Genomic DNA, 12,013 nt, shown 5'->3' with positions numbered 1-12,013 from the left:
GCCTTGCCCGACGCCGGTGCGATGAGGCCCGGCACGACGGCTGATGCGAAACCGGCAAGCCAGTTGCGGAAGCCGAAGTCGGCGTGCGCCGGCAAGAAGGCGAAGCCGCGCAGGCGCATCGTGCGGCCAGCCAACAAGAAGCCGGCGATCTCCGCCGGGACGGCGGAGTAGGGCATGGCCAAGGCTCCTTCCGCCGGCGATCCGCAGCCGCACGATCAGGCACCCGGCAAGCGAACCAAGCGGGCGAAGAAGACGCTGGCCGACGGCTTTCTCGAGGCAATCCGCGCCGATTTTCGCGCCCATGGCGCCGGCGTCATCGCCGAGGTGCGCGCCGAAAAGCCCGACCAGTATCTGAAGCTCGTGCTGTCGGTGCTGCCCAAGGATCTAAGTATCAACATCAACAATCTGGATGCATTGAGCGATGACGAAATCAGGCAGCGCATCCGCGGCCTCGAAGCCGTCCTCCGGCCGTTTCTCGAAAGACCGGGCCTCGCAAAAGGCCTCGCACAGCCGGGCGGCAAGGAAGGAATACCTCAGCCTGCTGGCGGAGCTGGACCGGAGGCGCCGCACTAACCAGCTTGCCGCCTATCGGCCTTTTCGGACATCGTCTTCGAAATGATCGTGCGCCGGTTCGGGCCGGTGAAGGAGGAGTAAGCCGCCCGACGAAATAGTGACGTTCAGTTGGAGCCCGCCGCGCCGAAAGGTGCGGCGGGCTTTTGCATTTTCCCTGGCAGTCTGTACGATCTTTTCTCTGCGCGAGGGCGGCTCGATCCGGCGCCTGCCAGACCAAGATGCGCGTTAGGCTTCACGGGAGATGGTGTCATGCTTGCCAGAGTCCTGACACAAGCGGCAGTCCTGACAGTCGGGGCGCTTCTGTTTGCCGCGACGGCCGACGCCCGGCCGGACAGCCGCGCGATGACATGCGAACAGACACAGCTTCTGATCCAGAGGCATCGCTCGGTGGTGCTCACCACCGGCCAGAACACCTACGACCGTTACGTCCGCCAATTCGGCAATGAATGCGACTGGCCGCAGGTGCCGCGCGCCGCGTATATCAAGACGCGTGACGGTCAGTGTCTGGTCTATCGCTGCCAGGAGCCGGTCTTCGACCTCCCGAATTGAAAGCAGGCGGCGGCTCATTCCTCGTCGAAAGAACCACCCTCGCTTGCAAGGTCGCGCGAAATGACGCGTTCATCGGTATCGTCCGGCAAGGCCTCGTCGCTTTCCTGGTAAGCGTTGTCGTCGTCCTCCTCCGGCAGTTCCCCGTCTTTCTCGACGTCGTAACGGATGTCGCCGTTTTGCGGCACGCCGTCAGGGAGGATTCTCCCGCTCCGGATGGCATCCCAGTCCTGCTGCTGGATCGTCGGGCTCTCCGTCTCGTCGTCGGTTCGATCTTTCCTGCGCGGTTCCATCGCCGGTTCTCCATAATGTCAGCGGCCCTGAATTGGCTCAGTGGTTCAACTCATAAGTCTGGCGGCCGGTTCCCGTTCCCGGGGCCACGGCAGTCCCGGCGCATTGCCGCACGACGGAACCAATCGCGCCTGCCTGGCTTCACAAGTCAGAAGATACTGGCGCGAAAGGAGCTCGACATGAGACCGCTCATTTTCTTGCCATATATGCTAGGCGCGCTGGTGCTGGCGGTGCCGGCGGCCGCGCAGCCGGGCGAACAGGCGCAATCCGACCGCTGCAAGATCGAGCCGCCGGACAAGAACAGCCAGCAGCAGAAGCCGGCCGGCAACAATTTGTCCGATACGCTCGAGCCATGCGGTGGGGTGCTGAAGCCGCCGCCAACGGGCGATCAGGGCATGGCGGCGCCACCGCCGAATGAGGGCAAGACCCCGGTGATCGAGCCCGGCGAGGTGCCGCCACAGCCGCCCAAGCAGTAGCCGCTTCATTTGCTGCCACAGGGGCTGTCCATGGCGCTGCGACGGGGCGGTAACGCCGCGCCGTTCGAGCCGGCAGTTTGTTGCAGTCCCCTAGGAACATTAGCTTGTCCTAAATGTTGTTTTAGACGCAGTCGATATCACCCCCTCCGGTATCGCTGCTGATCGGGAGACCGATCGGCCCGCGTCTTGCGACGCGGGCCACCGCAGCTCATCCGCAGTCCATTCGCCGCACCGCATCGCACTTCACCGCCATTCGATTAGCCGCCACTTACGGAACAACAAGGTGGCGTGGGCGTTTCCTAGAGGGTTCGCCGCTTCGACCGGAATGCCGCGTCGCAACCGTAAAGGCGAGGCCCGTAACAACAGGAGTAGACGATGAAAATCCACCTTGTTCCTGCCGCGGCGGGATTGGTGTTGCTCACCGGCGTCGGCGTGGCCACCGCGGACCAGGTGATTGTCACGCCCGAACAGCAGACGGTCATCCGCGAATACGTCCACAAGCACCCGCTGGCGTCGATCAGTCTTCTGGGGGTGGAGCTCAATATTGGTTCCACGTTGCCCGATACGGTCGAGCTGCAACCGATCGATGTTCCCGACGTGCAGTACAGATACGTCGTCGTCGACGGTCGCACCGTGCTCGTCGACCCCGGCACGCGCAGGATCGTGCACGTCATCGACTGACCGGCGTACCCAAACCGCGAACCGGATTTGGAAAGGTGACGGTCTAATAACCAAATCAGAGCTCCATCCCGAGCGATCGGGATGGAGCCGCTGTCGTCTCGAAACAAGGAAAGGAGCCATTCCCATGCATGTCGAGCCGGTCAACGTGGCCGCAGCCGTCGACAAACTGCTTGCTGAACGAGGGGATGGCCTGCTGTCGATGAAGGCGGCGATTGCACTGTTGCGCGAACGCACCGGAACCGAGCGCTCGGACGCCGACCTTGAAGGGCTGATCATCAAGAAGGCGGCGCTGCTGGGCGTCGCCGTCCTGTGTGACAGAGAGGTTCAATGACGCTGTTGCCTGCCGCTCAAGACGCCGGTCGAAATATCAGCTAGAACAAAGTTGCTTACGCATGAACCGAGCCGACGGAGGCATCAGTGACGGACAGGCAGGAACGGATTCGCCAGCGAGCACACGCGATCTGGGAACAGGCAGGCAGGCCCGACGGGGCGCATCAGCAGCATTGGGATCAGGCTACCGCCGAAATCGACGCAGAAATCGCCACGAAAGAGACCGCCAGCCGGCCGAAGCCGAAAGCACGTCAGCCTAAGCCGGCGCCGGCCGCCAAGGACGGAACCAAACCCAAGGCGCGACCACGCAAAGCGTGAACTCGAGCGGATTTGATTCCATTGCTGGATCTCGCGGTTCGGTTGGACCCATCGTCTTGGCGCTCCTGCACGTCGTTCCGTGATCGGCAGCAGAACCAGTCCTGACCGGTCCCGCCGCCGCAAGCCCACCCGCGATGGTAGGCCCGAATGGTGCGGCTAACTACTTGCCGCAATTGTTGTCGTTGACAGTCGGTGAAACCGTCCCGGCAGGCTTGTTGGACGCGTCGGGTTGGGCTCCTTGCGGGGTTGCAGGGCAGTTTTCATCCGCATTGGAGGTCATGGTACCCGTCGTACCCATCGTGCTGCTGGTCGTGCCAGGGTCAATACCGTTCGGTTTGGGCTGGACGACGATGCTCTTCTCGCTGCCAGGCGCATTGTTGTCCGACCCGGCGTTCTGGGCCATCGCGGCGGTCGCCAGACCGGCTGCAAGTATTGAGGCTGTCAGGATTTTCGTAAGCATGCTGATCTCCATCATTCGGTTGTCATCGTTTGTCGACTACAGAGAAAACAACCCCAGTGATGGAAAGGTTCCGGCAAAAATGACGCAACACGGTGAAGCAAACCCGCGCAGCGCGGACCTTCTCTGCCCGTTTTTATATTGCTGTGGGTTGGTTTGATGTTGTTGTTTGCAGATTAAGAATTCTCCTTATTTTGGCTGCCGACCGTTGCGCGACGTTCGTCTATCCCGGCGCCCATCAACTAACAATCGCATCGCTTCAATCGGCAGAGGCCATCCCGAAGTAAAACTTTCGGAAAATTTCACTACAAATTTCACGCGGCTGTTCTTTCAACAGTTACCATAAGGCAAGTAATTGGATCGGCAAAGAAACCGATCTTCTTCCTTGCACTTAGGGCGTAATGCAACCGGCGAGTTCGCAGGCTGCTCAGCGCAACTACAGCAAGGAGAATGTTATGACCATCAAGATCAAAACAATCACCGGTGCGGTGGCAGGCAGCGCAGTGCTTTTCATGCTCTCGATGCCGGTAAATGCCGCGAACGGAATTGCCGTTGGTGTTGGAACGTCCATCGGCGGCAACGGCGGCATCAAAGCCCGCCTCGGCGCGACGGTTGGCGGTCGCGGCGGCATCAACGCCGGTGCCGACGCAACGGTTGGCGGCAGCGGCGGCATTAACACCGGTGCCGGCGCAACGATTGGCGGTTCCAGAGGCATCGCCGCGGGCGCCGGCGCATCGGTCGGGGGCAGAAGCGGCATCAACGCCGGTGCCGGCGCGACGATCGGCGGTTCCAGTGGCATCGCGGCGGGCGCCGGGGTAGGTATCGGCAGCGGCGTTAACGCTGGCGCCGGGGTCAGGGTCGGCAGTGGCATCAATGTCGGCGCCGGTGTCGGGATCGGTGGTGGAAGCAATCCGAGCAATCCGTCCAACCCGGGCAGCCCGTCCAATCCCACCAACCCCAACAATCCCAGCTTGCCCCAGGTCGTTGCCGACATGTCGGGCGACAAGTTGGCCAGGATGAAGAAGCGCTGCGTTGACGTGCTCAGCAGCGAAGGCACTTACGATAGCGATCTGCGCCAATTGTGCCTGCTGATCGCTCGCCGCTAAGGCGAATACATCGGATGAAATGTCGGACTGGGCCGAGAGGCCTTCGTCCACCAAACCTCCAGCTGTCCAAAGCCCGCCATTGCGGCGGGCTTTTTGCCGAGCATGTGGCGGAGCATGGCGGGGCTCGAAAGAGCTTGCGCCTCAATGCGTCTGACGGCCAAGATCCGGCGGAGCGGCCGCTCTGTCTTCCACGGCATCCCCGCCCACTACGGGGCTGCTTTGCATCAGCTGAGTGCATGCAAACTCCGCCAGATCGGCTTCCGCGAAGCCGTCGAACTCGATAGCTGCGCCTTGGAGTTGGGCGGCTTGCATGACGAGCCATTCAATGTCTTCGCGCGCAACATTCTCGGCGAGGTTCTGCAGTCGCGCGGCTTCCGCGACAGCAGTCAGATTGATGGCAATCCCGGACCGCAATGTAGCTCGAACCCGGGAACTGACGTCTTCGTGCAGGCGAACCGAAAATCCGTAGCGCATGGAAAACCTTTCCCTTCGGGAGGTTTGTCCCTCGTGCCATACCATGCGCCCAGGGTCCGCGATTGGCAAGCGAAAATCATTAAAAAATCGTGTTATGTCAAATAGTTAGAGTATTTTGTTGATTGCCCATTTGATGCTTGATCAGCTTCATCGGACTTCTGCATGACTCATGCATCTGAAGATCTTGACGTACTCTGTTCACATACCTAATTCTACAACAAATTAGGAACATACTAACTCAGCTGCTTTTAGGCTGGTATGACTGGAGGCCGAGATGTCCGAACTGGAACGCCCGGAACGATTGCAGATCATGCTGACCGTCGATGAACTGGCGGCGTTGGAGAACTGGCGCTTCGACAAGCGCATGCCGAGCCGGTCGGCCGCGGTACGTGAGCTTTTGAGGCGAGGTCTCACAGCCGATGGTTTCCTGACGGCGGCGCATGGGACCAAGTCGCGCGACTTCGGCATTCTGCCGCATTCTGCCGATGGTGACGGGGCAGTCGAGGGGTCTTCCAGCAGCGAACAGTGACATCTCCAGCGACCCCGTTCGCCCGCCGCACCTCGTATGGCCTTCACGGCCACTGGGTATCATCAAGCAGCTTGGTCTATCTGTGTGGCCCTCCGCCGTCGGTTGACAGAGCTGGCGTTGCAGATACATTGCACAGGACTATACAGGTGCAATGAACAGGTATGCCTATGGTCCGCCGCGTGGTCCCATCGTCTCCCGGTACGGGCAAGCCCGAACAGATCGCCACGGTTCTCGAACACGAAATCCGCTCCGGTGTTCTGGGCTTCGGCGACCGGCTGCAAAGCGAGAACGAGCTCGTCCAGCGTTTCTCCGTCAGCCGCAACACCGTCCGCAAGGGCCTCGAGGAACTGTCCAGCCGCGGGCTGATCACCACCAAGGTCGGCATCGGCTCTTTCGTCACCTTCGATGGCAAGCCAGTTGATGACTCAATCGGTTGGTCGCGGGCGCTCGCCAACGCCGGCGCCAATGCCGAAACGCGGACGCTGCGGCTCGAGGTGATCGAGGACCCTGATCTTGCCGCACTGCTTGGTATAGAAAACCCGTTTTTCATCGCTGTCGATCGGGTCCGCTCCAATGCCAGCGACGGCCACGCTATCTCCATCGAGCGCAGTCGCCTGCCATTGTCACCCGAACTGGAGGACGTGCCGTTGCGCGGCCTGCGCGAAGGCTCGCTCCACCAGACGCTGCGCGGCGCCGGTCTCATTCCAGACCATGGCGAGGAATGGGTCGGCATCGAAATGCTCAACCCAGAGGACGCCGCAATCCTCGGCTGCCCGCAAGGCACGCCTTTCCTGCGCGGTCGTCGGTTGACCCGCGCCGCCGATGACCGGCCGATCGAATATGTGACCAGCCTGCTCAACCCGGCGCATTTTGCGCTACATATGAGGTTCTGAGTGATGCCGGATGACACCGGGAAGATGACCGATCGGGCTATGGGAGCCCTTGTCGGCGGGGCACTGGGAGATGCATTGGGCATGCCGACGCAGCTTTTGTCGCCGGCCCGGATTGCCGAACTCTACGGTCACGTCGACGGCTTCATTGCTCCTTTCGCCGACCATCCGGTGTCGAAGGGGCTCCCCGCCGGAACGATCACCGACGACACCGAACAGGCGCTTCTGCTTGGTCGTATCCTGGTCGAATCCGGCAACCGGTTCGACCACGCGCGGTGGGTCAATGCGCTGCTCGACTGGGAGCGCGACGTCAAGGCGCGCGGCAGTTACGACCTGCTGGGACCATCGACCAAACGCGCCATCGACGCCATAAACCGTGGCGTGGCGGCCGGGGAAGCGGGACGCAGTGGCGACACAAATGGTGCGGCCATGCGCATCGCGCCAGTCGGCATCATGATGCCGCCGGAGCCGCTGGAAGCGCTGGTCGCCAAAGTTGCCGAGACCTGCCGGGCGACGCACAACACCTCTATCGCGATCGCTTCAGCCGCAGCGGTTGCTGCCGCCGTCAGTCGCGGCGTCGTTGGCGGCGACTGGCGCGCCGCTTCCGACAGCGCCATCGCGGCAGCGCGACGAGGAGCGACGCTCGGCAATTGGGTGACCGGCGGTGACATCGCCGCGCGTATTGGGTGGGCGCAGGAGCTCGTACGCGGCAAGGCGACGAACGACGCGATCCGGCTGATCACCGATCTGGTCGGCACCGGTGTCGCCAGTCAGGAATCCGTTCCGGCCGCATTCGCGGTGCTGGAAGTCGCCCGTGGCGATCCCTGGCAGGCGGCAGTCATCAGCGCCAATCTCGGTGGCGACACCGACACGATCGGCGCCATCGCGGCCGGCATGGCCGGTGCCTGCACCGGCCTTTCCCGATTGCCTCAGAACCGCATTGCAGACCTCAAGGGTATCGACATGACGGAGGTTAGCGCGCTCGCCGCCGACCTTGTTGCGGCGCGGACGTCTAGGGCCCGTGTGGACAAGACCAGTAGCGGCAAGGATGCGGCAGCATGAGCGGGCGTCTCGTCCACATCGGCAGCGCGGTAGTCGACTATGTCTACCGCATCGATGCCTTGCCGGCACCGGGCACGGAGAAGACCGCATCGAGCTTTGCACAAGTCGCCGGCGGCGGCTTCAACATGATGGTCGCGGCCAGCCGCACCGGCATGAAGGTGGTGTTCGGCGGCCAGCTCGGCAGCGGACCCAATGGCGACTTCCTGCGCGCGGCCTTAGCCACGGAGGGGATCGAGACACTGACGCCGGCATCGCCGGTTCTGGACAGTGGCAATTGCGTCGCCATGATCTCGAGCGATGCCGAGCGCACCTTCGTCTCGTGGCCTGGTGCAGAGAGTTTGCTCAGCCTTGACATGATGGCGCCCGTCTCGGTCGCACCGGGGGATTGGGTGTTCATCTCCGGCTATACGCTTAGCTACCCGGGAAGCCGAGACGCGATTGTTGACTGGATCGAGGCACTTCCGGCCGACACACCGCTTGTCCTCGACCCAACACCTGTCATCACCGACATTCCTCGCCATATCCTGTCGCGGATACTCGCCCGCACCACCTGGTTGAGCTGCAACGCGACGGAAGCGACCGCGATTGCCGGTCCGGGCGGTGTCGAGACACTCGCGTCACGGCTTCTAAGAGACCACTCCCCGAAGGCCGTCGGCGTCGTCATTCGCGCCGGGGCGAAAGGCTGCCACGTGCGGCTGGCCGATGGCTCGGCGAAAACGATTGCCGGCTTCCAGGTCGATGCCATCGACACCAACGGCGCCGGGGATACCCATATCGGCGCCTTCGTCAGCGCGCTGGCGCGCGGCATGCCGCCTTTTGAGGCAGCGCGCTACGCCAATGCGGCGGCGGCCATTTCCGTCACCCGCTACGGTGGTTCATCAGCGCCGACCGACTGCGACATCCGGACATTCCTAAGCCATGCCGGCGGTCCGCCGATCAGCCTCCATGGCCGGAAGCAAGAGGCCAAACGCCCGACAGCCTGACAAAGCCCGGGAAGCGGGCAAACACAGAGAGGAACGAACATGCGCATGCCCGACTTGACTGCCCTGCTGACGGCGGCCGCCGTCTTCACCTCCGCACTCGCATTTGCCGCCAAGGCCGACGAGGTGCACGTACTCAACTGGAAGGGCTACGGCGCCGACGAGCCGTGGGCCATCGAAGCCTTTGAGAAGGCGACCGGAAACAAGGTCGTCAACGACTTTTTCAATTCCGAACAGGAGATGCTGACGAAGCTCAGGACCAATCCCGGCCTTTATGACGTCGTTATGATCAACGCCGCCTTCAACGACCAGGCGATGGCGGAAAAGCTGATCCAGCCGATCGACACATCCAAGCTGCCGAACTACGCCGATATCAGCAAGGACAAGGCCGGGTCGCCAATGCTCGTCCACGACGGGAAGGTTTATGGCGTGCCATGGGTTTGGGGGCTGACGGCGCTCGCCATCAATGAAAAATCCTTCGACAAGCCGCCGACGAGCATCGCCGAAATGTGGGATCCCGCTCACAAGGGCCGCGTCACCATCCGTGATGATGCCGTCGAAGCGGTGCAGTTCGGCGCCATTGCCACCGGCCAGAACATCAACGACATCAAGGATATGGAGGCGGTCAAGGCGAAGCTCACCTCGCTGATGCCGCAGATCAAGACGTTCTGGAGCTCGGAGAACGACTGGAACCAGATGGCTGCCTCTAACCAGATCGACATCGGCACCTATTGGAGCGGCTCGGCCGACCGCGCCAAGACCCATTTCAAGCTGCCGGTCGCGCTCGTGATCCCGCAGGAGGGGGCCGTCGCCTGGCTCGACGCCTTCTCCATTCCGGTCGGATCCAAGAATGTCGCCGGCGCCGAGGCCTTCATCAACTACATGATCGACCCGAAGTTCTATGTCGAATGGGTCACCAAGGTCGGAGCCCCCGTATCCGCAAACACCAAGGCTGTGGAAGCACTTCCCGGGGATGCGTTCAATCGCAAGGTGATGGGTGACCCGGCAGTCGCCAAGCGCATCCAGTTCCAGGCGCCGATCACAGACGCCCAGCGCGAAGCCTATCTGTCGCTCTGGCAGCAGCTCAAGGTCGACGTGAAGTAACAGCAAAAGCCGCGATCAGCCGACCATCGTGTCGGCTGATCCTTCCCGTCCTGGGAGGAGATTGTCATGGCAGTACAGGTTGCAGCCGCCTCGCGCAGCGAGCCGAGCTCGGCCCTGCCGCTGCTGGCGCCTGCCTATCTCTGGCTGACGGTTGCAATTTTCCTGCCGCTCTCAGCCATGGTGTTCTTCTCCTTCATGACCGACCTGCCGCTGTCGGGGAAGCCGTGGGCATTCACGCTCGAAAACTATGCCGCCTTCTTTTCACAAAGCCTTTACCTGACATTGCTTGTGGCCTCGCTGCGCCTCGGCCTCGAGGTGACGCTGTGGTGCATCTTCATCGGTTATCCCGCCGCTTATGTGCTGGCCAAGGTGCTGAAAGGGCGAAGCCGCGAGGCGATTTTCCTGCTTGTCATCCTGCCGTTCTGGTCGAACGGGCTGGTGCGCATCTTCTCCTGGGCGATGGTGCTGCGTGAAGGGGGCATTCTCGACACCGCGCTCAACGCCGTGCTGCCGTTCAAGATCAACATTGATCTCATGTATTCCTATCCGGCCGTCATCATCGGGCTGGTGCACTCCTACGTGCCTTACATGGTGCTGACCTGCTATCTGACCCTGCAGGCCATCGACGACTCGCTGATCGAGGCCGGGCGCTCGCTCGGCGCCTCGAGGCTGCAGGTGCTGAAGCGGGTCATCATTCCCCTGTCGATGCCGGGCCTAGTGGCGGGCGCAGCACTCATCTTCGTGCCGGTCGTTGGCTCGTTCATGGAACCGCGAATCCTCGGCGGCCGTACCGGCACCTTTTACGGCACTGTCATCGAGGACCAGTTCGTCGCCGTGTTCAACTGGCCGCTGGGTGCTGCGCTCTCCTTCATCCTGTTGGCCGTCGTGCTCGTCATCCTGGCGGTTGCCTCGCCGGTGCTGCGTAGGGCTACGTGATGGCGACAACACGAGTCCTCGAATGGCTCGGCCGCCTGTACGTCTGGCTGTTGCTCGCCTTCCTCTATGTGCCCATCATCATCATGGCGCTGATGTCTTTCAACGTTTCGCCCTTCTACCAGCTGCCGTTCGAATGGACGACGGAATGGTACGCCTCGTTGTGGCAGAACGACCAGCTTATCTCAGCCACCTGGAACAGCGTCGAAATCGCAGTCATCACCACCATCATCTGCGTCTTGCTTGGTTCGGCGGCGTCACTGGCGCTCTACCGCTATGAGTTTCGCGGCAAGAAATTCCTGCAGGTGCTGCTGTTTCCGCCAATCGCCATTCCGTGGCTGATCACCGGCACGGCGATGTTGATCTTCTTCTTCGGCGTCGGCATTGGGCGCGGCCTGTTCGCCATCCTGCTTGGCCATGTCGCGCTTGCGCTGCCCTATGTCATCGTCGTGGTGTCGGCGCGACTGCAGACCTTCGCGCCCGAGTTGGAAGAAGCGGCGCGCTCGCTCGGCGCCAATCAATGGCAGGTGACGAACCGCGTCACGCTGCCGTGGATCATGCCGGGCGTCATTGCCGGCGGGCTGTTCGCCTTCGCCGTGTCCTTCGACCAGTTCGTCGTCTCCTACTTTCTGTCGACGCCTGGCCAAACGACGCTGCCGGTCGAAATCTACGCCGCGATCCGCAAGGGTTTCACGCCCGAGATCAATGCTGTCTCGACGATCATCATTGTCGTGTCGATGGCGCTGATGCTGCTGACGGCGCGCTTCTTCAAATTCGGCGGAGAGAAATAATGGCGGGCGTGCAGGTATCGAATGTGTCGCGCAGTTTTGGCGCGCACAAGGCGCTGGACGATGTCTCGATCGATTTCCCCGACTGCGGCTTCTACGCCCTGCTCGGTCCCTCCGGCAGCGGCAAGACCACGCTGCTGCGCCAGATCGCAGGCTTCGACTTCCCCGACTCTGGTCGCATCTCCATAGGCGGCGAAAGTGTTGAGCGGGTACCGGTGGAGAAGCGGCGCATCGGCATGGTGTTCCAGAACTACGCGCTGTTTCCCAATATGAGCGTCTCCGACAATGTCGCCTTCGGCTTGTCAGTGCGCGGCGAGCCCAAGGCGGTGATTGCCAGCGAGGTGCAGCGCGCACTTGACCTGGTGCAGCTCAGCAGGCTCGGCGGCCGCCGGCCGCACCAGCTGTCCGGCGGCCAGCGCCAACGGGTGGCGCTCGCTCGCGCGATCGTCATCCGGCCGCGCGTGCTGTTGCTCGA

The 12,013-nt window shown here is 62.1% G+C and carries 20 protein-coding genes; 16 read left to right on the top strand and 4 right to left on the bottom strand.

Annotated elements, in window-relative coordinates; all coding sequences use genetic code 11:
• Nucleotides 1–182, bottom strand: a 182-nt coding sequence (locus tag E5W70_RS27085; protein ID WP_292664248.1) for a hypothetical protein, incomplete at its 3' end; no start/stop codon positions are given.
• Between E5W70_RS27085 and E5W70_RS27080 the strand changes: the two genes are divergently transcribed.
• The gene (locus E5W70_RS27080) at nt 175–573 is read left to right on the top strand and encodes a hypothetical protein (protein WP_292664246.1); all 399 of its coding nucleotides are present in this window, start codon (nt 175–177) and stop codon (nt 571–573) included. The genes E5W70_RS27085 and E5W70_RS27080 overlap by 8 nt on opposite strands.
• Before the next feature lie 249 nt (nt 574–822).
• The gene (locus E5W70_RS27075; protein ID WP_292664244.1) at nt 823–1,122 is read left to right on the top strand and encodes a hypothetical protein; all 300 of its coding nucleotides are present in this window, start codon (nt 823–825) and stop codon (nt 1,120–1,122) included.
• A 14-nt stretch (nt 1,123–1,136) separates the two neighbouring features.
• On the opposite strand, the gene E5W70_RS27070 is transcribed toward E5W70_RS27075, so the two are convergent.
• Entirely contained in the window at nt 1,137–1,412 is a 276-nt protein-coding gene (locus E5W70_RS27070; protein ID WP_292664242.1) for a hypothetical protein, read from the bottom strand.
• A 177-nt stretch (nt 1,413–1,589) separates the two neighbouring features.
• Between E5W70_RS27070 and E5W70_RS27065 the strand changes: the two genes are divergently transcribed.
• The 4 genes from E5W70_RS27065 (at nt 1,590) to E5W70_RS27050 (ending at nt 3,215) form a co-directional block, all read left to right on the top strand.
• Nucleotides 1,590–1,886 carry a hypothetical protein gene (locus E5W70_RS27065; protein WP_292664240.1) on the top strand — a complete coding sequence of 99 codons (297 nt, stop codon included), beginning with the start codon at nt 1,590–1,592 and terminating at the stop codon, nt 1,884–1,886.
• 375 nt (nt 1,887–2,261) lie between these two features.
• A complete protein-coding gene (locus E5W70_RS27060; RefSeq protein ID WP_292664238.1) occupies nt 2,262–2,567 on the top strand; it encodes a DUF1236 domain-containing protein in 306 nt (101 codons plus the stop codon).
• Between the two features lie 124 nt (nt 2,568–2,691).
• On the top strand, nt 2,692–2,898 hold the full coding sequence (locus E5W70_RS27055; protein WP_292664236.1) for a hypothetical protein: 207 nt from the start codon (nt 2,692–2,694) through the stop codon (nt 2,896–2,898).
• An 86-nt stretch (nt 2,899–2,984) separates the two neighbouring features.
• A complete protein-coding gene (locus tag E5W70_RS27050; protein WP_292664234.1) occupies nt 2,985–3,215 on the top strand; it encodes a DUF2934 domain-containing protein in 231 nt (76 codons plus the stop codon).
• A 160-nt stretch (nt 3,216–3,375) separates the two neighbouring features.
• Here E5W70_RS27050 and E5W70_RS27045 read toward each other — a convergent pair whose 3' ends face one another.
• Complete coding sequence (locus E5W70_RS27045) at nt 3,376–3,675, bottom strand: hypothetical protein (RefSeq protein WP_292664232.1); 300 nt, start codon at nt 3,673–3,675, stop codon at nt 3,376–3,378.
• On the opposite strand from E5W70_RS27045, the gene E5W70_RS27040 reads away from it, so the two are divergent.
• Together E5W70_RS27040 and E5W70_RS27035 are read left to right on the top strand one after the other, a co-directional pair.
• The gene (locus tag E5W70_RS27040) at nt 3,674–3,832 is read left to right on the top strand and encodes a hypothetical protein (protein WP_292664230.1); all 159 of its coding nucleotides are present in this window, start codon (nt 3,674–3,676) and stop codon (nt 3,830–3,832) included. The two genes, E5W70_RS27045 and E5W70_RS27040, sit on opposite strands and share 2 nt — an antisense overlap.
• Before the next feature lie 295 nt (nt 3,833–4,127).
• A complete protein-coding gene (locus E5W70_RS27035) occupies nt 4,128–4,778 on the top strand; it encodes a hypothetical protein (protein ID WP_292664228.1) in 651 nt (216 codons plus the stop codon).
• 141 nt (nt 4,779–4,919) lie between these two features.
• Here E5W70_RS27035 and E5W70_RS27030 read toward each other — a convergent pair whose 3' ends face one another.
• The gene (locus E5W70_RS27030; RefSeq protein ID WP_292664226.1) at nt 4,920–5,252 is read right to left on the bottom strand and encodes a hypothetical protein; all 333 of its coding nucleotides are present in this window, start codon (nt 5,250–5,252) and stop codon (nt 4,920–4,922) included.
• Between the two features lie 274 nt (nt 5,253–5,526).
• Here E5W70_RS27030 and E5W70_RS27025 point away from each other — a divergent pair, with 274 nt between their 5' ends.
• From E5W70_RS27025 to E5W70_RS26990, 8 genes are all read left to right on the top strand, one after another.
• Nucleotides 5,527–5,781: a hypothetical protein gene (locus E5W70_RS27025; RefSeq protein ID WP_292664224.1), complete on the top strand. Its 255-nt coding sequence runs from the start codon at nt 5,527–5,529 to the stop codon at nt 5,779–5,781.
• Between the two features lie 167 nt (nt 5,782–5,948).
• Nucleotides 5,949–6,674, top strand: coding sequence for a GntR family transcriptional regulator (locus tag E5W70_RS27020; protein WP_366509752.1), 726 nt, complete (start codon nt 5,949–5,951; stop codon nt 6,672–6,674).
• Between the two features lie 3 nt (nt 6,675–6,677).
• A complete protein-coding gene (locus tag E5W70_RS27015; protein WP_292664220.1) occupies nt 6,678–7,733 on the top strand; it encodes an ADP-ribosylglycohydrolase family protein in 1,056 nt (351 codons plus the stop codon).
• The gene (locus tag E5W70_RS27010) at nt 7,730–8,716 is read left to right on the top strand and encodes a PfkB family carbohydrate kinase (protein ID WP_292664218.1); all 987 of its coding nucleotides are present in this window, start codon (nt 7,730–7,732) and stop codon (nt 8,714–8,716) included. Before E5W70_RS27015 ends, E5W70_RS27010 begins: the two co-directional genes overlap by 4 nt.
• Before the next feature lie 39 nt (nt 8,717–8,755).
• On the top strand, nt 8,756–9,817 hold the full coding sequence (locus E5W70_RS27005) for an ABC transporter substrate-binding protein (protein WP_292664215.1): 1,062 nt from the start codon (nt 8,756–8,758) through the stop codon (nt 9,815–9,817).
• A 66-nt stretch (nt 9,818–9,883) separates the two neighbouring features.
• The gene (locus tag E5W70_RS27000) at nt 9,884–10,753 is read left to right on the top strand and encodes an ABC transporter permease (RefSeq protein WP_292664213.1); all 870 of its coding nucleotides are present in this window, start codon (nt 9,884–9,886) and stop codon (nt 10,751–10,753) included.
• A complete protein-coding gene (locus E5W70_RS26995) occupies nt 10,753–11,541 on the top strand; it encodes an ABC transporter permease (RefSeq protein WP_292664211.1) in 789 nt (262 codons plus the stop codon). Before E5W70_RS27000 ends, E5W70_RS26995 begins: the two co-directional genes overlap by 1 nt.
• Nucleotides 11,541–12,013, top strand: a 473-nt coding sequence (locus tag E5W70_RS26990) for an ABC transporter ATP-binding protein (RefSeq protein ID WP_292664209.1), incomplete at its 3' end; no start/stop codon positions are given. The genes E5W70_RS26995 and E5W70_RS26990, both read left to right, overlap by 1 nt.

This window comes from Mesorhizobium sp. (genome assembly GCF_005063415.1).
In the GTDB taxonomy this organism is placed as follows: Bacteria; Pseudomonadota; Alphaproteobacteria; order Rhizobiales; family Rhizobiaceae; genus Mesorhizobium.
This window is presented reverse-complemented; position numbering and strand designations above follow the sequence as displayed.

Coding starts and splice junctions, on each gene's coding strand:
- E5W70_RS27080 (WP_292664246.1), top strand. CDS start 175: ATGGCCAAGGCTCCTTCCGCCGGCGATCCGCAGCCGCACGATCAGGCA.
- E5W70_RS27075 (WP_292664244.1), top strand. CDS start 823: ATGCTTGCCAGAGTCCTGACACAAGCGGCAGTCCTGACAGTCGGGGCG.
- E5W70_RS27070 (WP_292664242.1), bottom strand. CDS start 1,412: ATGGAACCGCGCAGGAAAGATCGAACCGACGACGAGACGGAGAGCCCG.
- E5W70_RS27065 (WP_292664240.1), top strand. CDS start 1,590: ATGAGACCGCTCATTTTCTTGCCATATATGCTAGGCGCGCTGGTGCTG.
- E5W70_RS27060 (WP_292664238.1), top strand. CDS start 2,262: ATGAAAATCCACCTTGTTCCTGCCGCGGCGGGATTGGTGTTGCTCACC.
- E5W70_RS27055 (WP_292664236.1), top strand. CDS start 2,692: ATGCATGTCGAGCCGGTCAACGTGGCCGCAGCCGTCGACAAACTGCTT.
- E5W70_RS27040 (WP_292664230.1), top strand. CDS start 3,674: ATGCTGATCTCCATCATTCGGTTGTCATCGTTTGTCGACTACAGAGAA.
- E5W70_RS27045 (WP_292664232.1), bottom strand. CDS start 3,675: ATGCTTACGAAAATCCTGACAGCCTCAATACTTGCAGCCGGTCTGGCG.
- E5W70_RS27035 (WP_292664228.1), top strand. CDS start 4,128: ATGACCATCAAGATCAAAACAATCACCGGTGCGGTGGCAGGCAGCGCA.
- E5W70_RS27030 (WP_292664226.1), bottom strand. CDS start 5,252: ATGCGCTACGGATTTTCGGTTCGCCTGCACGAAGACGTCAGTTCCCGG.
- E5W70_RS27025 (WP_292664224.1), top strand. CDS start 5,527: ATGTCCGAACTGGAACGCCCGGAACGATTGCAGATCATGCTGACCGTC.
- E5W70_RS27020 (WP_366509752.1), top strand. CDS start 5,949: ATGGTCCGCCGCGTGGTCCCATCGTCTCCCGGTACGGGCAAGCCCGAA.
- E5W70_RS27015 (WP_292664220.1), top strand. CDS start 6,678: ATGCCGGATGACACCGGGAAGATGACCGATCGGGCTATGGGAGCCCTT.
- E5W70_RS27010 (WP_292664218.1), top strand. CDS start 7,730: ATGAGCGGGCGTCTCGTCCACATCGGCAGCGCGGTAGTCGACTATGTC.
- E5W70_RS27005 (WP_292664215.1), top strand. CDS start 8,756: ATGCGCATGCCCGACTTGACTGCCCTGCTGACGGCGGCCGCCGTCTTC.
- E5W70_RS27000 (WP_292664213.1), top strand. CDS start 9,884: ATGGCAGTACAGGTTGCAGCCGCCTCGCGCAGCGAGCCGAGCTCGGCC.
- E5W70_RS26995 (WP_292664211.1), top strand. CDS start 10,753: ATGGCGACAACACGAGTCCTCGAATGGCTCGGCCGCCTGTACGTCTGG.